This is a genomic window from Nonomuraea sp. NPDC050680 (assembly GCF_040654555.1).
Taxonomy (GTDB): Bacteria; Actinomycetota; Actinomycetes; order Streptosporangiales; family Streptosporangiaceae; genus Nonomuraea.
In genome coordinates this window covers 296,590-317,853 of the sequence record NZ_JBFAIF010000010.1, presented here as the reverse complement: position 1 = coordinate 317,853, position 21,264 = coordinate 296,590, and the positions used below count along the sequence as shown (strand labels likewise).

The window sequence follows — 21,264 nt, the reverse complement described above, 5'->3', positions numbered from 1 at the left end:
CAGCGAAGGAGGCGCCTGACATGGCCGATCATGGTGATGACGTCATCACAATCCTGACTACCGACCACCGCGAGGTCGAGCAGATGTTCGCCGAGCTGGAGACCTTGCGCGGCACCGGAAAGCACGAGCAGATCCGCGACGTCACCGAGAAGGTGATCATCGAGCTGGTCAAGCACTCGGTGGCGGAGGAGGCCTACCTGTATCCGGCCACCCGCAAGTATCTACCCGGCGGCGACGCCCTCGCCGACCGCGAGATCGCCGAGCACGCCGAAGCCGAACAGCTCATGAAGGACCTGGAAAGCACCGACACCCACGACCCCGCGTTCGAGAATCTGCTGACCACGTTCATGGCGGCCATCCGCCAGCACGTCCTCGAGGAAGAGTCCGAGCTGTTCCCGCAGCTGGCCAAGCACGCCGACGCCGAAGAGCTCCGGCACCTGGGCTCGCAGATCAACGCGATCAAGAAGGTCGCCCCGACCAGGCCGCACCCTTCGGCGCCCGACACCCCGCCCGCCAACAAGCTGCTGGCCCCAGGCGCCGGACTGGTCGACCGCATCCGCGACGCCATCACCGGCCGAGGCAAGGACTGACAATGTTCATGCACCTCCTCGACGCGGGCGGGCCGGCTTCCATCATCGCCGGACGCACCCCCCGTAGGTGGTCATAACCGCGTGGCGTCCATCAAGCCGCACAGCCGCAGCTGCGTCTGACGACCAAAGGGGCATGCGCGGCAAGCGCCGCGGAAATGTCGCCGAACAGCAGCTCGACGGCCTGCTCCGCCATGGCCCGCAGCGGCTGTTCGGTGACGCTCAGCGCTGGAGCGGTGTGGGCGCTCTCCGGCGTCCCGTCGAGGCTGATCAGCGCCAGCCGGTCGGGCACCGGAAGCCCGCAGGCCCACGCCCCGGACAGGACCCCGATGGCGTGCTCGTCCGTGGCGGTGATCAAGGCGCGCGGCATGGCGCCTTCGGCGACGAGGTGGCGGGTCAAGGCGTCCGCCGCGCCGCGTGAGTAGTCGCAGCGCAGGAGTACGGCGTCCGGGTCGCCGGTCACGGCCGCGGCCCATGCCGCGCGCCGCACCCCCACAGGCCCCTCGTCGGAGGGGCCGGTAAGGAAGGCGAGGCTGCGGTGCCCGTGCCGGCGCAGGTGCCCGATCGCCTCGTGCACGGCGGCCTGGTTGTCGGCCGCCACCACCTGCGCGTGCCCGCCGGGGTGCCCGTGATGGACGTACACGGCCGGCACGCCTGCCGCTTGGGCCTGGGCCGCCACATCGCCGCCTCCGTCCGCGGCGACGATCACCAGCCCGTCGACCTGGGCGGCCAGGAAGCGTTCGGTGAGATGCCGCTGGCGATCCGCGGAGTATCCGGCGTTGCCGACCAGCGTGAGCCGGTCGCGCTTCTCCAGCGCCTGCTCGATGTGTCTGGCCAAGGCGCCGAAGTAGGGATTGGACGCGTCGGGCAGCACCAGGCCGACCACGCCCGTCGTACGCGAGCGCAGCGCCCGGGCGATGCGGTTGGGCCGGTAGCGCAGCTCGGCCGCGGCCGCCAGGACGCGTTCGCGCGTCGCGGCGGCGACGGGGCGCGGACCGTTGTTGATCACGTAGCTGACCACCGCCGTCGAGGTCCCCGCTCGGCGGGCCACATCGGCGAGCGTGATGGGCTTGTCTGCGCGTTTCGTCATAGCGGTTTACATCCTGCCATCTAATCGATTAGATAGTCGTGATCTAAACGATTAGATGAAAGGTGAGCAGTGCCGGCTCTTCCCTTGATCATCGACACCGACACCGCGTCGGACGACGCGGTGGCGCTGCTGCTGGCCGCCGCCAGCGGTCTGGGCGACATCCGCGCCGTGACCACGGTGGCGGGCAACGTGCCCGTGGCGGTGGGGACCCGAAACGCGCTCTTCTCCCTGCAAGTGGCCGGGCGCGTCGACGTCCCCGTCCACCTGGGATGCGAACGCCCGATGACCCGTCCCCTGTCCACCGCCCAGCAGGTGCACGGCCAGGACGGAATGGGCGACATCGGCTTGCCCGACCCGCTGCGGCCCGCCGAGGCGCGGCACGCCGTCGAGGTCCTGCTGTCCGCCCCGCGCGAGCACCCCGGTGACCTGACGCTGGTCACGCTCGGCCCGCTCACCAACCTCGCGGCCGCGCTGGTCCGCGACCGCGAGCTGCTGACCCGGTACCGGCATGTGTACTGCATGGCCGGCGCCGCGGACCTGAGCGGCAACATCACGGCCACCGCCGAGTTCAACGCCTGGGCCGACCCCGAGGCGGCCCGGGTGGTGCTGCGCAGCGCCACGCCCGGCAAGGTGACCTGGATCGGCTGGGACGTCTCCCGCCGGGACGCCGTCATGACGCCCGCGGACCAGTCCCGGCTGGAGCGGCTCGGCACTCCGATGGCCACCTTCGCCCACCGCGTGAACCGTACGCTCGCCGACTGGGCCCGCGACGTGACCGGCCTGGCCGGCTATGACCTCCCTGACCCCATCGCCATGGCCGTGGCGCTGCGGCCCGAGCTGATCACCGAACGGGAGCACGCTCATGTGGACATCGCCCTGGGCGACGAGACCCGCGGCCAGTTGATCATCGACCGCCGACGCTCGGCCCCGCCGCCCAATCTGACGCTGGTCCGCCGGGTCAGCGAGGCCGGCTTCAAGGACCTGCTGTTCACCACCTGCGCCGGAGTCGGCCAAAGCCGACATGACGTGAAAGAGCACCGATGACCTCCGCTTCCGTGCCCCTGCACGAACTGCACTGTCATCTCGACGGATCGGTACGCCCCGGCACGGTCGCCGACCTGGCACGCCACCAGGGCATCGCCTTGAACGCCCCCGTCGAGCGACTGGTCACGGCACCCGCCTCCTGCGGCAGCCTGACCCGCTTCCTCACCTACATCGACCTGCCGCTGCGAGTACTGCAGACCCCCGACGCTCTCCGCAGGGCCGCCCGCGAGCTGGTCGAAGACTGGAGCGCCGACGACGTGGTCTACGGCGAGACGCGCTTCGCCCCGCAGCTGCACGGCCGTCGCGGCATGACTCAGGACGAGGCGGTCCAAGCGGTCGCCGAGGGGCTGGCGGCGGGGCGGCGGGCCACCGGCGTACGCACCGGGCTGCTGTTGTGCTGTCTGCGGCACCAGACACCCGAGGAGAGCCTCGCCGTCGCCGAGACGGCGCTGCGGCATCGCGACCAGGTGGCCGGACTCGACCTCGCGGGCGATGAGCGGCTCCACCCCGCCACCCCGCACCGGGCCGCCTTCGATCTCGCCCACGCGGCCGGACTCCCGTGTACGGTCCATGCCGGTGAGGCGGCGGGCGCCGACAGCATGTGGGAGGCGATCGACGTGCTCGGCGCGCGCCGGATCGGCCACGGCGTCAGGTGCGTCGGCGAGCACGCGCTCCTGGATCGGCTGCGGCGCGACGGCATCGCCTTGGAGATGTGCCCGACGAGCAATGTGCTTACCGGCGCGGTCTCCAGCCTCCGGGCGCATCCCGCGGCCCGGCTCCTGGCCGACGGGCTGGCCGTCACCATCAGCACCGACGCACGTACCACTTCGGCGACCACCCTGTCCCAGGAGTTCGACCGTCTGCGCGCGGCGGCCGGGTGGACGGCTGAGCAGGACAAGCTCGCGCAGGATCACGCGGCCGGCGCGGCCTTCGCCACCACCCGTCCCGGCACGAGCGGGGCGACCCGGCCTATGCGATCTTGACGGTTCTTGATACCTTTCCTACAGGTGCGCCGGGAAGTCTGGTCGGCAGGTCCTTATCCCGTTGAGCCCGAAGGATGTGCCCGGTGCGCGCCCACGACCTGCTTGCCGCCTTTCCCGTGGTCGGTCTCGACTCTCCCGTGGTCGATGCGGCCAGGATGCTCGCCGAGCAGGATCTGCCCGGCATCATCGTGGTGGATGACGACGGCGCGCCGTTCACCATCCTGCCCGGCACCGAGGTGCTGCGGCTGGCCGTGCCCCGTTATTGCCAGGACGATCCGGCGCTGGCCCGGGTGGTGGACGAGGCGCACGCCGACGCCTTCCTGAACGCGCTGCAGGGCCGCACCATACGCGAGGTCCTGCCACGCGACCAGCGCGAGTTGCCGGTCACCGACCCCGATGCCACCGTCCTGGAGCTGGCCGCGTTGATGGCCCGCACCCACAGCCCGCTGGTCGCGATCGTCGCCGATGGGCGCCTGCTGGGCGCGGTGACGCTGCAGGCGCTGCTGGACCGGGTGCTCGCGGCGTGAACGTGCCGGCTTGGGTGAGCGTGGCGGTGTTCCTGGCCGCGTACACGTTGATCGCCACCGAGAAGGTGCACCGGGTCGCCGCCGCGCTCGGCGGTGCCGGGATCATGCTGGCCGTCCACGCCACCGGCGCGCGGGCGGCGTTCTTCTCCGAGCGCACCGGGATCGACTGGAACGTCATCTTCCTGCTGCTCGGCATGATGGTCATCGTCGGCGTACTGAAGGAGACGGGCGTCTTCGAGTACCTGGCGATCTGGGCTGCCAAGCGCGCTCGCGGGCGGCCGTTCCGGCTGATGGTGCAGCTGGTGCTGATCACCGCCGGCCTCTCCGCGCTGCTCGACAACGTGACCACGGTGCTGCTGATCGCGCCGGTGACCTTCCTGGTGTGCGAGCGGCTCGCCGTCAACCCGGTGCCGTTCCTGATCGCCGAGGCGATGGCCTCCAACATCGGCGGCGCGGCCACTCTGGTCGGCGACCCGCCGAACATCATCATCGCCAGCCGCGGGGGCCTGAGCTTCAACGACTTCCTCCTGCACATGGCACCGATGGTCATCGTGCTGATGGCGGTGTTCGTCGGGCTGTGCTGGCTGATGTTCGGCCGCTCGTTCCGCTACGACCCCGAACGCGCCAGTGAGATCATGGCGCTGGACGAGCGGGAGGCGATCGCCGACCGCCGGCTGCTGTGGCAGTCGCTGGTCGTGCTGGCGCTGGTGATGGCGGCGTTCGTGCTGCACCCGGTGCTGCACTACGAGCCGTCGGTGGTCGCGCTGCTCGGCGCGGGCGTGCTGGTGGCCGCGACCAAGGTGACCACCGAGCAGGCCATCGCCGAGGTGGAGTGGCCCACGCTGGTGTTCTTCGCCGGGCTGTTCGTCATGGTCGGCGCGCTGGTCGAGACCGGCGTCATCGGCCGGCTGTCCCAGGCCGCCGTCGCGGCGACCGGCGGACAGCTGGGACTGGCCACCATGGGCATACTGGGCGCCTCGGCCGGGCTGTCGGCCATCGTCGACAACATCCCCTACGTGGCGACGATGAGCCCGATCGTGTCCGACCTCGTTCAGGCGGGCGGTGGCAACGGGCCCGGACAGGTGCTGTGGTGGGCGCTGGCCTTCGGCGCCGACCTGGGTGGCAACGCCACCGCCGTCGGTGCCGCCGCCAACGTGGTCGTGCTCGGCATCGCCGCCCGTAACGGCACTCCCATCAGCTTCTGGCAGTTCACCAAGTACGGCCTGATCGTCACCGCGGTCACCGTCACGCTGGTCGCGCCCTACCTGTGGCTGCGCTACCTCATGTGACCGGGGCCAAGTCCGCAAATATGTCCGGAAGCGCCACTATTTGGGGTGAACCAAGAGGGATAAAGCGCTATCGCGACGTGACGGCCGTCGAAGACGTCACCCTGCGCGTGGAGCAGGGGCAGATCTACGCCCTGCTCGGTCTCAACGGCTCAGCGAGGCTCAGGACGCCGAGCCGCGCTCGGCCAGGCCGGTCAGCCGGCACAGCACGGTGAACCCGTCCTCGGTGCCGGGCCAGTGGCGGCGCACCGCCCGCAGCCCGGCGCGGCGGACCACCGAGCGCAGCACCGCGGTGACGATGATCGCGTCGTCGGCGTAGCCCAGGACCGGGATGAAGTCGGGTACCAGGTCGAGGGGCATGGCCAGGTAGGCCAGCAGCAGTCCCAGACGTACCCGCACCCCGCGTGGCAGCTCGCGATCGGCGGCCAGGCGGCGCACCAGCCGCAGCACGTCGGGCAACAGCCGCAACGCCTCGCGCAGCAGCCCGCCGCGCGGCCGGAGGACGGCCAGCGCCGCGATCAGCGCCAGCCAGGTGACCAGCAGCGCGACGGCGATCCCGATCAGCAGATCCCATCCCCACCAGCCGGTCATGCCCGCTCCCCCGTTCCGTGCTCCGCCACGGTGAGACCGCTCTCGGGTGGCGGGTGCCGTAACAAGTGACAGCAACGATAGCTTCCTGCGGAAAGCCGCCACCACGGGGACCCGCCGGGCTCAGCCCGTCACGGCATGGGCCAGCGCGAACCCGCACACGCCCGCGCCCAGGCCGCCGGCCACGCTGGCCACCACATTGGCCCAGGCGACGAAGCGGGCGCCGTCCTGGACCAGCCGCAGGGTCTCATAGCTGAAGGTGGAGTAGGTGGTCAGCGCACCGCAGAACCCGGCGCCGGCGAAGGCCATCACCGCGCCGTCGGCGGGCAGCCCGGCCAGGAAGCCCAGCAGCGCCGAACCGGCCAGGTTGACGGCGAAGGTGCCCCACGGGAACAGGGAATCGTGGCGCGCCTGGACGAGCCGGTCGGCCAGGTAGCGCAGCGGCGCGCCGATCGCCGCGCCGAGCACCACCAGCGCCACGGTCAGCGGCCCGGCCAGCGGGCCGCTCACCGGGCCTGCTCGCCGCTGGGGCGGCCGACGTAACGGATCACCTCGACCTCCTCCAAGATGACCAGCCCCTCAGAGATCAGCTCGTCGAGCCGCGGCAGGAAGGCCCGGATCCGTTCGGCGGCATCGACGATGACGATCGACACCGGCAGGTCCTCCGACAGCGACAGGATGCGCGCGGTGTGGATGTGGTTGGAGGCGCCGTAGCCCTCTATGCCGCGAAACACGCTCGCCCCGGCCAGCCCGGCCGCATGCGCGCGGTGGACTATCTCGTGATACAGCGGCTTGTGGTGCCAGGTGTCGGTGTCGCCGACGAAGATGGTCAGCCGTAGCGCCGCTCCGGCCAGTTTCACGCTCGCCTGCTCTCTCGCACGCACCGGCGGGCCGCCGCGCGGGCCGCGGCGCTGCCGGCCCATACCGCGGTCAGGGCCAGCACGGGGGTCAGCGCCAGGTACGCCAGCGCCGTGCGAGCCGCGTCGCCCGCCAGCAGCTGGCTGGTCTCCAGGATGTAGGTGGAGAAGGTGGTGAACCCGCCCAGCACGCCGACGCCCAGCAGCGGACGCACCCATCCGGGCGCGGACCAGACCTCGGTGATGGCCACCATGAGCACCCCGATCAGCAGGCACCCGGCGGTGTTGATGGCCAGTGTCGTCCACGGAAAAGCCCCGGCCTGGCGCGGAAAGGCCACGCCCAGGCCGTAGCGGGCCAGCGCACCCGCCGCGCCGCCGAGCGCGATCACCCCCAGCGTCGCCCACGGTGCCCGGCGCAGCTCGGCACGCTGGGCGGGCACGCGCAGGTCGACGTCGGCGTCCACGGGACGCTCCGCTTCAGGACGGGACATGAAGAGCCTCCTACCAGCAGCACATGGTCACCTCTGGTAGGGACCGTTGGCGGCTGGGTGCCACGGTTGCCCGCCACCGGATCGGCGGCGAGGCGGTGGGCCCCACCACCGCGACCTCCTCCAGGGAGGTTCCCCTCGACTATACCGACCGGCCCCAACAGGACCTGGCAGCGACCTCGGCCCGCCCCGCACCGGCGGCTCCGGGCTCGGGCGGGTTCCGGATGGGATCAACGCACTGTTCTTGCGCGTCCCGAACGGCGTTCACACGGCGTTCAGTGGACTCTTCGAGGCTTGCGGGTCGGCACCCTATCCGCACCACGAAAGGCTTCATCGTGAGGAACAACAAGGGCGAGCAGGCCGAGTCGGCCGGGCTCTCCCGGCGGCGGCTGGTCAAGTACGCCGGTGTCGGCGCGACGCTGGCCGCCGCGGCACCCCTGGTGGGCGGCACCGCCGCGCAGGCCGACGACGAGCGCTCTTTCGGCAACGGCGCCGGCAGCGGCCGGATGTGGCGTGCGGGCGATCACCATGTCCACTCCGAGTACAGCGGTGAGTTCGACACCAAGACCAACCCGCCGACCTTCCACAAGGGCGCCGACGCGGTCTACCCGATCGTCACCAACGCGATCATGGCCAAGTACTTCGGGTTGACCTGGGCGATGTGCACCGACCACGGCGGCCCGACGCATTCCAAGGTGAACCTGGAACAGGCCTATCCCGACCTGCTGCGCTCGCGTGTGCTCGTACCCGAGGTCCTGCAGTTCTGGGGCATGGAGTTCGACGCGCCGGCGCTGGACCACCACACGTTGATGATCCCGCACCACGCCGACGAGGCACAGCAGTTGTTCGAGCTGGAGAGCCGCTTCGCCAAGCATGACGCCTTCCCGGCCGACGCGGGCCGCGACACCGAGGCCAAGATGGTGGAGTTCCTCAAGGCCGCCCGCGACATGCGGCACAAGCCGCTGGTGATCGCGCACCACGCGGCGCGCTCGGCCACCGGGCTCGGGGTGTGGGGTCAGGACACTCCGCGCGAGTTCCGCAACGGCAACAACACCGCCCCCGACGTGTACGTGGGATTCGAGGGCGCCCCGGGACACCAGGCGGCCCCGCTGAACGGTGGCGCGCGCGGCGGGTACGGCAACCACCCCACCTACGGCGGCTTCGACCAGATGACCGCGCGGGTCGGCGGCCTGTGGGACTCTCTGCTGGGTGAGGGCCGGCACTGGTGGATCACGGCCACCTCCGACTCGCACGTGCACTGGACCCGCGGCGGTTCGGACTTCTGGCCGGGCGAGTACAGCAAGACGTACGTGATGGCGCGCCAGGACTACGGCGACATCATGGACGCCCTGCGCAACGGCCGCATCTTCGTCGCCACCGGGGACCTGATCACCGCTCTCGACGTCACCGCCGGCAACCAGGGCCGCCAGGCCACCGTGGGCGAGACGCTGGTGGTCAACCGGCGCGACCGCACCGACGTCGAGGTCGAGATCCGGTTCCGGCCGCTGGAGGGCAAGAACGGCAACGGCGACCGCCCGGAGGTGCGGCGCGTCGACCTCATCACCGGGCAGGTGAGCGGCGTGAGCGCCAATCTGGACGCCGACACCAACCCCACCACCAAGGTCGTGGCGCGCTTCGGCCCGGGCGACTGGCGCCGGCAGGGCCGGGACTACGTCATCCGGCACACGCTGCGCGACGTACAGAGCGACAGCTACCTGCGGGTACGCGGCACCAGCACCGACGAGATGGAGCCGGCGGCCGACGGCAAGGAGAGCCCGTGGCAGGACCTGTGGTTCTACTCCAACCCGGTTTTCATCCGCGTACGCTAGCCCGCTGACCTGGGGCGGTCCCGCATGCCACGCGGGACCGCCCGCTCTCGGGCAGCGCGGGCACCGCCTCCAGTACGCGTCGCGGCTCCTCCGGCAGTCTGTCCCAGCCGGCCCGCGCCGATGCCGGCGACGGTGATCACACGTTGCCCAGCACGCGTGTCACCTGGATCTCCACGACCACCCGCGCCGGGTTGGGCCGGGGCGGCTTGTAGCGGGCGGTGTAACGGCGCTCGGCGTCGGCCACCTGCTCCGGCTCGGTACGCACCACGGCCCGCCCCTCCAGCGTCGACCACCGCCGGCCGTCCACCTGGCAGAGTGCGACCAGCGCGCCGTCCGCTGCGATGAGCCGGGCTTTGTAGGAGGTGCCGGAGGTGATCACCCGGGCGATGCCGGTCTCCAGATCCAGCGTCGCGCCGACCGGCACCGCGTGCGGCGGCGCGCCTGGACGCGCCGTTGAGAGCGTGCACAGGTGCCGTTCCTGCCAGAACGCGGCGAAAGCGGCGCCCTGCTCGACCAGATTCACGAGCCTCCTCGAGGGGATTGCGGAGGCATATCGTATAGCCGGCCTTCTGATCAAGTGCTGCGCCGCCTCCCCCGTACGGACCGCTGAGGCGGGAGCCACGTGGTCAAAGCAGCACTGACCCGCGCCTGGGCCGCCGCGCGATGGGTGTCATAGACGCCGGCGACCGGCCCCGTGGGGTGGTCGACAGCCGACGGGTACCGGTTCAGGATCGTTTTCGGCGAGAGGTCTCCGGGGTGGCGAGGAGCTGGGCGATGGCCTCGCGGGCGCGCTTCTCCTCGCTCCGGTTGTTCAGCTCCACGGCCAGGTCGAGAGCGGCATTGTGCAGGCGTACGGCCTGGGCGAGGTCTCCCATGGCCGCCGCGACCTCGGCCAGGCTGTTGAGCGCCTTGGCCTCGCCCCGCCGGTAGCCGAAGAGTCGATACAGCTCCAGCGCCTGCTCGTGATGATCGCGCGCCTCGGCGGGCCGGCCCAGCCGGGTGCAGGCCACGCCGAGGTTGTCCAGGGCGTCGGCCTCCCCGCCTCGGCTGCCGATCTCCCGGGACAGCTGCAGCGCCTGGCGATGCAGGTCGGCCGCCTGCGCGTACCGGCCCAGCCGCTCGTGGACGATGCCCAGGTAATCCAGCGTCACGGCCTCGCCGAACCGGTCGCCGATGTCGCGAAACAGCTCCAGGGCGCGCAGGTCGGCCTCCTTGGCCCGCTCGTGGTCGCCCTCGTCCGTACCTACCCGGCCTAAGCCGAGCAGCGCCCGCGCCTGACCTCGCCGGTCTTCAGATGTACGGCAGGCGGCAAGAGCCCGGTCGAAGTGGTCACGGGCGACGTCATGGCGCCCCTGCACCTGATGCACCCAGCCGAGATCGGTCAGCGCCCGCCCTTCGTCGGCCGGATCCTTACGGCGTCGGGCGGACCGCAGTGCCTTGCCGTACAGAGCGAGGGCATCGTCGTGGTGGGCGTGGTCGTAGAGATAGCGGTACAGCGTGGTGGCCAGCAGGCTGGTGTGCGCCACGTCGCGATCGGCGGCCAGGATGAGGTTGGCCCGTTCGGCGTCCAGCCAGGCCAACGCCTGCGGCGCGTCATGGAGGAGGACCGATGGGGACGTGGCTGGTTCGATGCGCGGTCGCCGGTGGGCGCTGTCGGGGTAGAGCACGTCCATGGCGGCCGACGCCGTGGTCAGCTGGTGGCCGAGCAGCCGGGTCAGCGCCGCGTGCCTGGCCTGCGGCGGTTCCTGCTCGGCCACCAACTCCGCGGCGTACCGGCGGAGCAGGTCGTGGAAGACGTAGCGGCCGAAGGCGCGCTGCTGGAGCATGTGCGCGTCCAGCAGGTCCTCCAGTACGTCCTCGGTACGCTCCGTGGGCAGGTCGGCGAGCGCGGCGGCCGCGTAGGGTTCGATGTCGCGGCCGGGATGCAGCCCGAGCAGGCGGAAGAGCCGCTGCTGGTCAGCGGTGAGCTGGCGGTAGGACAGGGTGAACGCGGCCGCCACGCCGCGTTCCGACCTGGCCAGCTCGGTGAGCCTACGGCGCTCATCACGCAGGCGTTCCGCGAGGTGGTCCACGCTCCAGCGAGGGCGGTGCCGCAGACGGGTGGCGGCGATGCGTACGGCCAACGGCAGGAACCCGCACAGCAGCAGGACCTCTGTGACCGCCTCGGGCTCGGCAGCCGCGCGCTCACCCACGATGCCGGTGAAGAGCGCCAAGGCGTCGGGCAGGGGCAGCACGTCCATGGACAGGGCCCGCGCGCCATCCAGGTCGGTGAGCCGCTGGCGGCTGGTGATGAGCACCAGGCTGTGTGAAGCGCCCGGCAGCAGGGGCCGGACCTGGGCGGCGTCGGCGGCGTTGTCCAGCACCAGCAGGACCCGGCGGCCGGCCAGCTCGGCTCGCCACAGCGCGGCCCGCTCCGTCATGGACGCGGGGATGCGCTCGGTCGGCACGCCGAGCTGCCGCAGCAGCGCCTCCAGCGCCTCCCCGGGCTCAAGCGGCCGATGGCCCGCTGTGTGAGCGTGCAGGTCGATGAAGAGCTGACCGTCGGGGTATCGTCCGGCGAGCCGATGCGCGGCATGGACGGCCAGTGCCGTCTTGCCGATGCCGGCCATGCCGTCGATCGCGGAGATGGTCACCGCCTGGGAGGCAGGCTCGCACAGCTCCTCCACCTGGACGGAGCGGCCGGCGAAGTCGGCGATGTCGTAGGGCAGAAAAGCCGCCTCGGGCCTGGCCTCCTCAGGTCTGGCCGTGGCGGGCAGAGCGGCCTCCGTGCGCCGGATCGGGTCGGCCGCGGGCGGCTCACCGCGCAGGACGGTCTCCTCCACGGCCAGGAAGGCAGGGCCCGGATCCAGCCCCTGCTCATCGGCCAGTCTGCGGCGGTAGCCACGGCCGATGGCCAGCGCGTCCGTCTGGCGCCCGGCGCGGTGCAGGGCCAGCATCAGTTGCCCGGCCAGTCGTTCACGCAAGGGATGCGTGGTCAGCTCGGCGGTCAGCTGATCGATGAGCTCCTCGTGCCTTCCGGCGGCGAGCTCGAGCTCCACCAGCCGCTCGATCGCGGCCAGCCGCCGATCCTCCAGCCGTGCCCTGGCGCTCTCGGCGAAATGGGCCTGGACGTCGGCGAAGGCGGGCCCGCGCCACAGGGCGAGCGCTCCGCGCAGCGTCCGTACGGCCGCGGCCGGCTCAGGCCCCGCCTCGGCCACGAGCGTGGTGAACTCCCGCAGGTCGAGCTGTCCCGGCTCCGGAGCGATCACGTATCCGGCCGGCCGGGTCTGGACCAGGTGGCCCGCCTCCGCCACGCGCAGCGTCCGCCGGATCGCGGTCAGCGCGGCGTGCACCTGCGCCCTGGCGGTGTCCGGCCGCGTCGGCCCCCACATCGCCTCGCTCAGCCGTTCGACGCTCAGCACCGTGCCGGAATGCAGCAGCAAATACCCCAGGAACGCACGGTGACGTGGGGCGAGCGAGGGAAGCACCAGGCCCTCAGCCGACAGCTCCACCGCACCCAGGACCGCAAACCGTACATTCCCGCCGTGCACCGCAGGAGTCTATATCCACGGCGAATCACCACATCGTCGATGCATCGCGGATGTATCAATCGCCCCCGAGATGCTGATCGTACGGCGCGGCGGTCACATTTCCCCGCTCGCCTCAGTCAGGTAAGCGACAACGATCAGAACTCTCCAGGAGACGACCATGCAAGCACGCATGAAGAACCCCGCCATGATCCTGCCCGGCGCCATGCAGGCGCTCATGAACCTCCAGAAGGCCACCGACCAGGCCGGGCTGCCCAAGGTCACCTCCGACCTGGTGCTGCTGCGGGCCAGCCAGATCAACGGGTGCAGTGTCTGCGTCGACATGCACGCCAAGGACCTGCGCAAGCAGGGCGAGAGCGACGAGCGGCTCTTCGCCGTGGCCGCCTGGCGCGAGGCCCCGTACTTCACCGACGCGGAACGCGCCGCGCTGGCACTGGCCGAGGCGGTCACCCGGCTCGCCGACGGCGGCCAGGTCGGCGACGACGTGTGGGACGAGGCCGCCGACCACTACTCCGAGACCGAGCTCGCCGCTTTGATCATGACGGTCTCCACCGTCAACCTGTGGAACAGGCTCAACGCCACCACCCGGCAGGTCGCGGGCGCGGCATGGTAGCGGTCGCCCTCGTCACCGGCGCGAACAAGGGCATCGGTTTCGAGGTGGCCCGTCAGCTCGGCGACCGGGGCATCACCGCGATCATCGGTGCCCGTGACGAGGAGCGGGGACGTGCCGGGGCCGAACTGCTCGGCCTGCCGTACGTGCGGCTCGATGTCACGGATCCGGCCGGCATCCGAGCCGCGGCCACGTGGATCGAGCAGGAGTACGGCAGGCTCGACATCCTGGTCAACAACGCCGGGATCACCTTCGCCGACGGGGCGCCCAGCCAGACCTCGCTCGAGCAGGCCCGCCAGGTCTACGAGACGAACGTGTTCGGCGTCATCGAGGTCACCAACGCGATGCTGCCGCTGCTGCGCCGCTCGTCGGCGGGACGCATCGTGAACGTCTCCAGCGAGCGCGGTTCGATCGGCCGCACCCTGGACCGGAGCCATCCGCTGTGGCCGATGCTCAACCTGGCCTACTGCTCCTCCAAGGCCGCCCTGAACATGATCACCGTGTCCTACGCCAAAGAGCTGTGGGACACCCCGATCAAGGTCAACACGGTCGACCCGGGCTGGGTCAAAACCGACATCAACCACAACTCAGGCATCAAAACCCCTGAAGAAGGCGCCGCACCGATCGTGGCCATGGCCCTGCTGGAAGCCGACGGCCCCACCGCCACCTTCGTCCAGCACGAAGGCCCCCTTCCCTGGTAGTCCCCGCATTCCCTGGTAATCCCTGAAGGAGACGACAGCTATGGATCTGCGTAATGCCGTCCGGGGGCGCGTGCTGCTCCCCGGCGAGGACGGGTTCGACGAGGCGGCCCGGCCGTGGGCCGTGGGCGTCCACCAGCCGGTGGCCGCCGTGGTGGAGGCCGAGAACGCCGCTGATGTGGCGGCGCTGGCGCGATACGCCCGCGAAGCCGGGCTGACGGTCACCGCCCAGCCGTCGGGCCATGGCGCCTCGGGCGATGTGCAGGGTGTGATCCTGCTGCGTACCGGCCGCCTGGACTGGGTGGAGGTCGACGCGCAGGCGCGCGTCGCCCGGGTCGGTGCCGGAGTGCGGTGGGGCCGGGTGCTGGCCGAGACCGGCAAGCACGGCCTCACCGGGCCGGCCGGCAGCAGCTCGGCGGTGACGGTCGCCGGGTTCGTCGCCGGCGGCGGGATCTCGTGGTTCGGCCGCAGGTACGGCTGGGCCGCCGACTCGGTGCGCGCCTTCGAGATCGTCGACGCCGACGGCGAGCAGGTGCGGGTCACCGCCGACTCCGACAGCGAGCTGTTCTGGGCGCTGCGCGGTGGTGGCGGCGACTACGCGCTGATCACCTCGATCGAGCTGGCGCTGTATCCGGCGCCCAGCGTGTACGGCGGACGGATCGTCTGGCCGGCGGCCCGCACGGCCGCGGTGTTCGAGGCCTTCCGCCAGATCACCGCGGACGCGCCGCGCGAGTTGTCGGTGTGGATCAACCGCGTGGCCCCGCCGCCGCCCGCCCCGCCGATGGTCACCGTGGACGTGACCTACCTCGGCGGCGAGGCGGAGGCCAAGGCGCTGCTGGCCGGCTTCGACGAGATCGGCGGCAGCCTCTCCGACAGTCGCGGCCTGATGGACCTGGCCGACCTGGGCACGATCGCGGCCGAGCCGATCGAGCCCAGCCCGATGCTGGCCCGCACCGAACTGCTGACCGGCCTGGACGAGGCGACGCTGGCGACGCTCGCCGACGCCGACCTCGCGCCGCTGCTGAACTTGCAGGTCCGGCATCTGGGCGGGGCGCTGGCCGAGGCCGATCCCGCCGGCGGCGCGGGTGGCGCGCTCGCCGAGCCCTACATGCTTTATCTGCTCGGCCTGCGGCTGCCCCACCTGTCCGATGCGGTGCAGGGCAAGCAGGCGGCCCTGATCGAGGCGCTGGGCCAGGCGGTCAGCGGGCGCAAACCGTACACCTTCCTCGCGCCGGCGGAGAACGCCGCCCAAGCCTTCCCGGCCGGCACCCTGGCCCGGCTGCGCGAGCTCAAGCGCCATCGCGATCCCTATGGCGTCTTCCGCGCCAACTTCCCCGTCCTGGATTGACAGAAAGAGCACTCACGTGTTGAGAATCGCGACTGCCGCCGCCCTGATCGCCGCATCGACCGCGTTACCGGCACCCGCCGACGCGGAAACCGGCACATGGACAGCTGGATGGGCGAGCGCCGTCCAGCAGCCGTCGGCCGACGTCTGGTATCCCACCTGGGCGGAGAAAGGTTTCGCCGACCACTCCGTCCGCCAGGTGGTGCGGGTCGCCGCCGGCGGCTCGAAGCTCCGGATCCGGCTGTCGAACCGCTACGGCAGCACCCCGCTCCGGCTGACCGGCGCGAGCGTGGGCAAGGCCGGCACGGGCGCCGCCGTGCAGGCGGGCACCCTCCGGCCGCTGACCTTCGGGCGCTCCGCCTCCGTGAGCATCCCCACCGGCGGGCAGGCCGTCGGCGATCCCGTCCGGCTCGCGGTCAAGCCGGGCGAGCGGCTGACCGTGACGCTGTACCTCCAGGGCACCACCGGCCCGGCCACCTACCACAACCTCGCGCAGGCCACCTCCTTCCGAGCCGGCGGCGATCACCTCCGCGACCTCGGCGCGACCGCCTTCGCCGAGACCAACAGCTCCTGGTTCTACCTGTCCGAAGTGGACGTGTACGGCGGCGCGCCGGCGGTGGCGACCTTCGGCGACTCCATCACCGACGGGTACGGCGCCACCCTGGACGCCGATGACCGCTACCCGGACGCGCTGGCCCGCAGGCTGGCCGGCCGGCGACCGGTGCTCAACCTCGGCATCGCCGGCAACCGCCTGCTCAACGACTCGGCGTGCCTGGGCGAGCGGGGACTGGCACGCTTCCGCTGGGACGTGCTCGACCGGCCCCGCGTCAAGAGCGTGATCGTACTGGAGGGCATCAACGACATCCTCCTGGGCCTGCAGGAACCGACGCCCTGCACCACGCCCGCGGTCAAGGTCGGTGCCGACGACCTGATCGGCGGCTACCGGCAGCTCATCCGCGCCGCCCACGCACGCGGCGTGCGGATCGTCGGCGGCACCCTCCTGCCCGCCAAGGGGTACGCGTACCTCACGGATGAGGCCGAGCGGATCCGTGACGCGGTCAACGCCTGGATCCGGACCAGTGGCGCGTTCGACGCGGTCGTCGACTTCGAGCGCGCCGTGGCCGACCCCGCCGACCCCGACCGGATTCGGCCCGGCTTCGACAGCGGAGACCATCTCCACCCCAACCCGGCCGGCTACCAGGCGATGGCCGACGCCATCGACCTGCGCGCGCTGTAAAACCGGGAGTCAGCAGCCGCATGCGTCGGCGTGGACGGGAGCCGTCAGCGGGTCGGCGGGCCGCCTCTCCACGCCGTAGCCGGTCACGACGGGGAAGCCCTCGCGCGCCCAGTACTCGAAGCCGCCGATCATCTCCTTGACGCGATAGCCGAGCTTGGCGAACTCCAGCGCCGCACGCGTCGCGCCGTTGCACCCGGGCCCCCAGCAGTACGTCACCACGATCACGTCGCGGGAGACGACCGATGGCGCGCGTGCGGCGATCTCCGCCGTGGGCAGGTGAAGCGCGCCTTCGATGTGACCCTGAAGCCAGCTCTCCACACTGCGCGAGTCGACCACGACGATGCTCGCATCACCCGCGCTGAGATCGGCATGGACATCGGACACGTCCGTCTCGAACGCCAGACGGGCCGAGAAATGAGCGACGGCGGCGGCCGGGTCGGCGGCCTGAGTAGCAAGAACTGCTGACATTTCGGTACTACCTCCAACTCGTTCCTGCCATGAATGGTGCAGCGCACCCCCGCACCCCCACGAGTGGCATGAATGCCTAATGTCGCTAATATCCAGCCATGCTCCAGCGCTATGACAGCAACCGCACCGTCTCGGTCCTGGCCTTCGACGGTATGAGTCCCTTCGAGCTGGGGTGCGTCGTCGAGGTCTTCGGGCTTGCCCGGCCGGAGCTGGACGTCCCGTGGTACGACCTCGTGGTCTGCGCCGAGCACGACGGCCCGCTGCGGGCGGTCGGCGGCTTCACCATCCAGGCGACGTACGGGCTCGACGTCTTCGCCGAGGCGCGGATGGTGATCGTCCCGGGCGTGCCGGACGTCCGCGCCGAGGTCTCCCCCGCCCTCATCGGCGCGGTACGACGGGCGCACGAGCGGGGCGCCCGCATCGTGTCGATCTGCTCAGGGGTCTTCGTCCTCGCGGCGGCCGGTCTCCTGGACGGCCGGTCGGCCACCACGCACTGGAGGTACGCCGAGTTGCTCCAGGAGCGTTTTCCGCAGGTCAGCGTCGATCCCGGCGTGCTGTACGTGGACAACGGCGATGTTCTGACCAGCGCGGGCAGCGCGGCCGGCATCGACCTGCTGATCCACCTCATCCGCCGAGACCATGGCCCCGGCGTGGCCAACACGGTGGCAAGGAGGCTGGTCGTGCCGCCGCACCGGGAGGGCGGCCAGGCGCAGTTCATCGAGGCCGCCGTCACCCCCGTCGAGGACGATGACGCCGTGGCCAGGACGATGGAATGGGCGCTGGCCAATCTCTCCCGCCCGATCACGGTGGCGACGCTGGCCCGTGTCGCCGGGATGTCGCAGCGCAGTTTCGTCCGGCATTTCAACCGCAGGACCGGGACCAGCCCGCTGCGCTGGGTGATCGCGCAGCGGATCGCGGCCAGCCTGCCGCTGCTGGAGTCGGCCACGGCGCCGGTCGAGGAGGTCGGGGCCGCTGTCGGTTTCGAAAGCCCGGTGACCTTCCGCCACCACTTCAGCCGCTCGATGCACACCTCCCCTTCCGCGTACCGGAAGGCATTCGGCCGCTGACCCGTGCTCAAGGGCCCGGACCAGCACATGTACCTGTCACGCTTCGAGAACTTTTACACCTACCGGCTCTGCGGCTGATACCTGAACAGCCGCGGCCCCTCGGCGAAGTAGACGTCCCCGGACCTGTGCACCGCGAGCTGGTGCACAGGTCCCTGCCGCAGCACCATCCGCCGCCCGGAGACCGGGTCCAGCGCGAACACCTCCGTCCCCGCGTGCGCGCCGTACAGCAGGCCGTCCCTCCTGTTGAGGGAGAGGGCGCCGCTCGCGCTCTTACTCGACGAGAGGGTGAGCTTGGAGACCACCTTGCGGGCCGCCACGTTCACCGCGAACACCTCGCCGCCCGCGATCCCCCACAGCCGCCCGCGGCGGTCGAAGGCGAGCGCCGGGATGGCCGGCTTGCCCGGCGCGGGGACGATCTCCCAGAGCAGCCGGTTCTCGCGCACCGACCAGGCGAACAGCTTGGCCTCGGGCTGGGTGGGCGGGGTGGCCGACTGGCCCCCGTAGATCGAGGTGCCGCCGTAGACGACGCCGTCACGGTAGGCCAGCGACACGATGCTCTGGTCCTGTACGACGTTGCGCGCGGCGTGCTTCAGCTCGCCCTTCTCCGGATCCCACACCGCCAGCACCCCGCCGAGCTGACCGAGGTCGGGCATTGTGCCGGCGACCAGGTAGCCTCCCGCCGACACCAGGGCGCGCGGCCTGATCTGCTTGTCGGCCGCGAGGTCGAACAGCCTGGCCGGGTTGGGCGCCGGTCCCGGATCCGGGCTGGGCGAGTACTCGGTGCTGTTCCACGGCAGCGCGGGGTCGTAGGCGTAGACCCTGGCCTCGGGGTAGGCGCCGATGTACAGCTTGCCGGCGTGCGCGGTCATGGCCTCGCTCTGGGAGAAGGTGTGGAATTGGGTCCGCTCCCCCGTCTTCGGGTCGAGCGCGGCGAACCCGCCGTTGAGGAAGCCGCCGGTGTAGACGCGGCCGTCCGGGCCGTCGGCGATAGCGGTGATGTCGATCGGCTCACCCTTGATGCCGGTCTGGACGAACGAGCGCGCGCCGGTCTGCGGGTTGTAGCGGAACATCAGCCCCCGCCACAGCAGCCCGACCAGGCTCTTGCCCGGATAGTCGGGCAGGCCCAGCTCCGCCCAGCCGATGCCCCGGGTGTTCGCCACCCGCCCCGTGAACGGCATCCCGGTCCCGGTCACCGTACGGGTGCGCGGGTCGTAGCACACCAGCTCGGCGGCCTTGACGAAGTAGACGCGGCCCTGGTCGTCGGGCGGCGAGACGTCGAGGCCGTGGGCCGACTCGACGGCGTCCGTCCAGGCATGAGCGGCGATGTCCCAGACGTGCAACGGCCCCGGGAAGGCGCTGCCGAACCTGACGTAGAGGAAGCCTGCGACGGCGTTGACGTCGTAGGCCCACTTGTCGGTGAGGTCCAGTCCCGGTGGGGCGGGCAGTCGCTCGGCCACGCCCGTGGCGGCGTCGACCTCGAAGACGGCCGCCGGGGCCTCCGTACCCGCGTAGATCTTGCCGTTGGCGTAGGAGACGCTGCGGACGTAGGCGTGCGACGGGGACAGCCGGCCGTAGTCCCGGACGCCGCCGGCCGGGTCGTAGCCGAACAACCGGCCGCCCGGTGACGTACCGCCGTAGACGGTCGCGTTCTCACCGGCCGCCACGGACCAGATGAAGTTCTCCGACGGCAGGGGGCGGCCCAGGTCGGAGACGCCGCCCTGGCGGGTCCAGCGGTAGAGGCGGCCGTCGCCGTACGTGCCGGCGTAGAGGCTGCCGTCGGGCGTCGCGTCCACCGCCCAGGCCCCGGCGGCGCCCGGCAGGTCGAACCGGCCGCGTTCGGCGCCGGTGGCGGGGTCGACGGCGTTGAGGTGGGCGGGGGTGCCGGAGGAGGCGCCCCAGAGCGCCGCCTGGCCGTCGGGGCCGGGCGCCACGACGCCGCCGAGGAGGAGCACGTCCTGCAGCGGGACGCCGAGATCGGTCACCCGGCCCGTCGGGTGCCGGCCGGCCGCGCCGTGGGCGGGGGGCGCCACGCTCAGCAGCATGGCGGCGCTGAGCCCCGCCGCCAGGATTCGCCTGATTAAGGTCATGGCCGAAATCTAAGAAATAGGCCGCTGGCGGTCAAGTACTCCTATTACGGCTAGGGCCGTAGTTGTCAGTCGGCCGAGACGAACGCGGCGGCGTGGTCGCGGGCGAAGTCGGCGATGTCGCGCGCCGGGCGGCCGAGAAGCTCGGCGACCGTATCCGTGGTGAAGTCCCCCCAGCCGGATTCGTACGCCTGCGCGTACTCCTCCAGCATGTCGGCGATCCATCGCGGAACGCCGTAGCCGAGCAGTGTCTTGCGCTTGGCGTCGTCGCTGACCGGCACATGCGTGATGGGCCTGCCGAGAGCGAGACTCAAGTGGGCGGCGACCTCGTCGAACGTCAGCGAGCGCGGGCCGGTGAGGGTGTAGGTCTGGCCGTGGTGGCGATCCGGGTCGTCGAGCAGCACGCGGGCGGCGCACTCGGCGATGTCGCGGACGTCGATCATCCCGATCCGCGCCGCGGCCATGTTCAGCGAGAACGTGCCGGTGGCGGCGATGTCGCCCGCCTCGTTCAGCAGGTTCCGCATGAACCAGTGGGGACGCAGGATCGTCCAGCGCATGCCGCACCGTTCGGTCTCCCGGTCGGACAGCGCGTGCAGCCTGCCGCTGCGGTTCGGCGCGTCGTGTGCCGCGCCGACGACGGACAGGCGCACGACGCGCTCCACACCGGCCTGGCGCGCGGCCCACACGGCGTTCATGTTGTGCTCCGGAGCGCGCGGGCCGTTCGGGGTGAGCAGCCACACATCCCGTACGCCCTCGAAGGCGGGCGGCAGCGACCGAGCGTCATCGAGGTCACCGACGAAGACCTCGGCGCCCCGCTCGCGCGGGCCGGCCGCTTTGGACCCATCGCGGACGAGAGCCCGGAGGTCCACCTCGGCCCCTTCCAGCGCGTTGATCAGTGCGGTGGACACGGCTCCGGTGGCGCCGGTGATCAGTACGGTACGCGACATGC

General features: G+C 71.3%; 21 protein-coding genes. 11 read left to right on the top strand and 10 right to left on the bottom strand.

Translation table 11 applies throughout. The features are described from left to right. Positions 1 to 20 precede the first annotated feature (20 nt). On the top strand, positions 21 to 590 hold the full coding sequence (locus tag AB0H88_RS30820; protein ID WP_357650580.1) for a hemerythrin domain-containing protein: 570 nt from the start codon (positions 21 to 23) through the stop codon (positions 588 to 590). A gap of 91 nt (positions 591 to 681) precedes the next feature. On the opposite strand, the gene AB0H88_RS30815 is transcribed toward AB0H88_RS30820, so the two are convergent. Then, on the bottom strand, positions 682 to 1,677 hold the full coding sequence (locus tag AB0H88_RS30815) for a LacI family DNA-binding transcriptional regulator (protein ID WP_357650578.1): 996 nt from the start codon (positions 1,675 to 1,677) through the stop codon (positions 682 to 684). A gap of 69 nt (positions 1,678 to 1,746) precedes the next feature. Between AB0H88_RS30815 and AB0H88_RS30810 the strand changes: the two genes are divergently transcribed. The 4 genes from AB0H88_RS30810 to AB0H88_RS30795 all read left to right on the top strand — a co-directional run bounded on the left by AB0H88_RS30810 (position 1,747) and on the right by AB0H88_RS30795 (position 5,520). Next, positions 1,747 to 2,721: a nucleoside hydrolase gene (locus AB0H88_RS30810; protein WP_357650576.1), complete on the top strand. Its 975-nt coding sequence runs from the start codon at positions 1,747 to 1,749 to the stop codon at positions 2,719 to 2,721. Further along, the gene (gene add, locus AB0H88_RS30805) at positions 2,718 to 3,704 is read left to right on the top strand and encodes an adenosine deaminase (RefSeq protein ID WP_357650574.1); all 987 of its coding nucleotides are present in this window, start codon (positions 2,718 to 2,720) and stop codon (positions 3,702 to 3,704) included. Before AB0H88_RS30810 ends, add begins: the two co-directional genes overlap by 4 nt. Positions 3,705 to 3,787: 83 nt before the next feature. After that, entirely contained in the window at positions 3,788 to 4,231 is a 444-nt protein-coding gene (locus AB0H88_RS30800) for a CBS domain-containing protein (RefSeq protein WP_357650572.1), read from the top strand. Continuing rightward, positions 4,228 to 5,520: an ArsB/NhaD family transporter gene (locus tag AB0H88_RS30795; protein ID WP_357650570.1), complete on the top strand. Its 1,293-nt coding sequence runs from the start codon at positions 4,228 to 4,230 to the stop codon at positions 5,518 to 5,520. The genes AB0H88_RS30800 and AB0H88_RS30795 overlap by 4 nt, the downstream gene beginning before the upstream one ends. Positions 5,521 to 5,679: 159 nt before the next feature. Here AB0H88_RS30795 and AB0H88_RS30790 read toward each other — a convergent pair whose 3' ends face one another. From AB0H88_RS30790 to crcB (AB0H88_RS30775), 4 genes are all read right to left on the bottom strand, one after another. Next, positions 5,680 to 6,108, bottom strand: coding sequence for a DUF1232 domain-containing protein (locus tag AB0H88_RS30790; protein WP_357650568.1), 429 nt, complete (start codon positions 6,106 to 6,108; stop codon positions 5,680 to 5,682). Positions 6,109 to 6,228: 120 nt separating this feature from the next. After that, positions 6,229 to 6,591, bottom strand: a complete 363-nt coding sequence (crcB, locus tag AB0H88_RS30785) for a fluoride efflux transporter CrcB (RefSeq protein ID WP_357650626.1) — start codon at positions 6,589 to 6,591, stop codon at positions 6,229 to 6,231. Positions 6,592 to 6,611: 20 nt separating this feature from the next. Next, positions 6,612 to 6,965, bottom strand: coding sequence for a DUF190 domain-containing protein (locus AB0H88_RS30780; protein ID WP_357650565.1), 354 nt, complete (start codon positions 6,963 to 6,965; stop codon positions 6,612 to 6,614). Beyond that, positions 6,962 to 7,453, bottom strand: a complete 492-nt coding sequence (gene crcB, locus AB0H88_RS30775; protein ID WP_357650563.1) for a fluoride efflux transporter CrcB — start codon at positions 7,451 to 7,453, stop codon at positions 6,962 to 6,964. Before crcB (AB0H88_RS30775) ends, AB0H88_RS30780 begins: the two co-directional genes overlap by 4 nt. Before the next feature lie 332 nt (positions 7,454 to 7,785). Between crcB (AB0H88_RS30775) and AB0H88_RS30770 the strand changes: the two genes are divergently transcribed. Continuing rightward, complete coding sequence (locus AB0H88_RS30770; RefSeq protein ID WP_357650561.1) at positions 7,786 to 9,279, top strand: phosphoesterase; 1,494 nt, start codon at positions 7,786 to 7,788, stop codon at positions 9,277 to 9,279. Between the two features lie 136 nt (positions 9,280 to 9,415). On the opposite strand, the gene AB0H88_RS30765 is transcribed toward AB0H88_RS30770, so the two are convergent. Both AB0H88_RS30765 and AB0H88_RS30760 read right to left on the bottom strand, forming a co-directional pair. Next, entirely contained in the window at positions 9,416 to 9,802 is a 387-nt protein-coding gene (locus AB0H88_RS30765; RefSeq protein WP_357650559.1) for a pyridoxamine 5'-phosphate oxidase family protein, read from the bottom strand. Positions 9,803 to 10,004: 202 nt separating this feature from the next. Beyond that, a complete protein-coding gene (locus AB0H88_RS30760) occupies positions 10,005 to 12,809 on the bottom strand; it encodes a tetratricopeptide repeat protein (RefSeq protein WP_357650557.1) in 2,805 nt (934 codons plus the stop codon). Positions 12,810 to 12,966: 157 nt separating this feature from the next. On the opposite strand from AB0H88_RS30760, the gene AB0H88_RS30755 reads away from it, so the two are divergent. From AB0H88_RS30755 to AB0H88_RS30740, 4 genes are read left to right on the top strand one after another with little or no spacing between them, the layout of a single operon-like run. Next, complete coding sequence (locus AB0H88_RS30755) at positions 12,967 to 13,419, top strand: carboxymuconolactone decarboxylase family protein (protein ID WP_357650555.1); 453 nt, start codon at positions 12,967 to 12,969, stop codon at positions 13,417 to 13,419. Continuing rightward, entirely contained in the window at positions 13,413 to 14,117 is a 705-nt protein-coding gene (locus AB0H88_RS30750; RefSeq protein WP_357650553.1) for an SDR family oxidoreductase, read from the top strand. Before AB0H88_RS30755 ends, AB0H88_RS30750 begins: the two co-directional genes overlap by 7 nt. Positions 14,118 to 14,157: 40 nt before the next feature. Further along, positions 14,158 to 15,462 carry an FAD-dependent oxidoreductase gene (locus tag AB0H88_RS30745; RefSeq protein WP_357650551.1) on the top strand — a complete coding sequence of 435 codons (1,305 nt, stop codon included), beginning with the start codon at positions 14,158 to 14,160 and terminating at the stop codon, positions 15,460 to 15,462. 16 nt (positions 15,463 to 15,478) lie between these two features. Continuing rightward, the gene (locus tag AB0H88_RS30740; protein WP_357650549.1) at positions 15,479 to 16,696 is read left to right on the top strand and encodes an SGNH/GDSL hydrolase family protein; all 1,218 of its coding nucleotides are present in this window, start codon (positions 15,479 to 15,481) and stop codon (positions 16,694 to 16,696) included. Positions 16,697 to 16,705: 9 nt separating this feature from the next. Here the strand turns inward: AB0H88_RS30740 and AB0H88_RS30735 are convergent, their stop codons facing one another. Further along, a complete protein-coding gene (locus AB0H88_RS30735) occupies positions 16,706 to 17,164 on the bottom strand; it encodes a rhodanese-like domain-containing protein (RefSeq protein WP_357650547.1) in 459 nt (152 codons plus the stop codon). Between the two features lie 98 nt (positions 17,165 to 17,262). On the opposite strand from AB0H88_RS30735, the gene ftrA reads away from it, so the two are divergent. Continuing rightward, complete coding sequence (ftrA, locus tag AB0H88_RS30730) at positions 17,263 to 18,231, top strand: transcriptional regulator FtrA (RefSeq protein WP_357650545.1); 969 nt, start codon at positions 17,263 to 17,265, stop codon at positions 18,229 to 18,231. A 59-nt stretch (positions 18,232 to 18,290) separates the two neighbouring features. Here ftrA and AB0H88_RS30725 read toward each other — a convergent pair whose 3' ends face one another. Further along, positions 18,291 to 20,318 (bottom strand): hypothetical protein, encoded by a 2,028-nt coding sequence (locus tag AB0H88_RS30725; RefSeq protein ID WP_357650543.1) that lies wholly within the window; start codon positions 20,316 to 20,318, stop codon positions 18,291 to 18,293. A gap of 65 nt (positions 20,319 to 20,383) precedes the next feature. Continuing rightward, the gene (locus AB0H88_RS30720; protein ID WP_357650541.1) at positions 20,384 to 21,262 is read right to left on the bottom strand and encodes an SDR family oxidoreductase; all 879 of its coding nucleotides are present in this window, start codon (positions 21,260 to 21,262) and stop codon (positions 20,384 to 20,386) included. Positions 21,263 to 21,264 lie beyond the last annotated feature (2 nt).

Coding starts and splice junctions, on each gene's coding strand:
- AB0H88_RS30735 (WP_357650547.1), bottom strand. CDS start 17,164: ATGTCAGCAGTTCTTGCTACTCAGGCCGCCGACCCGGCCGCCGCCGTC.
- AB0H88_RS30790 (WP_357650568.1), bottom strand. CDS start 6,108: ATGACCGGCTGGTGGGGATGGGATCTGCTGATCGGGATCGCCGTCGCG.
- add (WP_357650574.1), top strand. CDS start 2,718: ATGACCTCCGCTTCCGTGCCCCTGCACGAACTGCACTGTCATCTCGAC.
- AB0H88_RS30750 (WP_357650553.1), top strand. CDS start 13,413: ATGGTAGCGGTCGCCCTCGTCACCGGCGCGAACAAGGGCATCGGTTTC.
- AB0H88_RS30745 (WP_357650551.1), top strand. CDS start 14,158: ATGGATCTGCGTAATGCCGTCCGGGGGCGCGTGCTGCTCCCCGGCGAG.
- AB0H88_RS30820 (WP_357650580.1), top strand. CDS start 21: ATGGCCGATCATGGTGATGACGTCATCACAATCCTGACTACCGACCAC.
- AB0H88_RS30720 (WP_357650541.1), bottom strand. CDS start 21,262: ATGTCGCGTACCGTACTGATCACCGGCGCCACCGGAGCCGTGTCCACC.
- AB0H88_RS30725 (WP_357650543.1), bottom strand. CDS start 20,318: ATGACCTTAATCAGGCGAATCCTGGCGGCGGGGCTCAGCGCCGCCATG.
- ftrA (WP_357650545.1), top strand. CDS start 17,263: ATGCTCCAGCGCTATGACAGCAACCGCACCGTCTCGGTCCTGGCCTTC.
- crcB (WP_357650563.1), bottom strand. CDS start 7,453: ATGTCCCGTCCTGAAGCGGAGCGTCCCGTGGACGCCGACGTCGACCTG.
- AB0H88_RS30815 (WP_357650578.1), bottom strand. CDS start 1,677: ATGACGAAACGCGCAGACAAGCCCATCACGCTCGCCGATGTGGCCCGC.
- AB0H88_RS30755 (WP_357650555.1), top strand. CDS start 12,967: ATGCAAGCACGCATGAAGAACCCCGCCATGATCCTGCCCGGCGCCATG.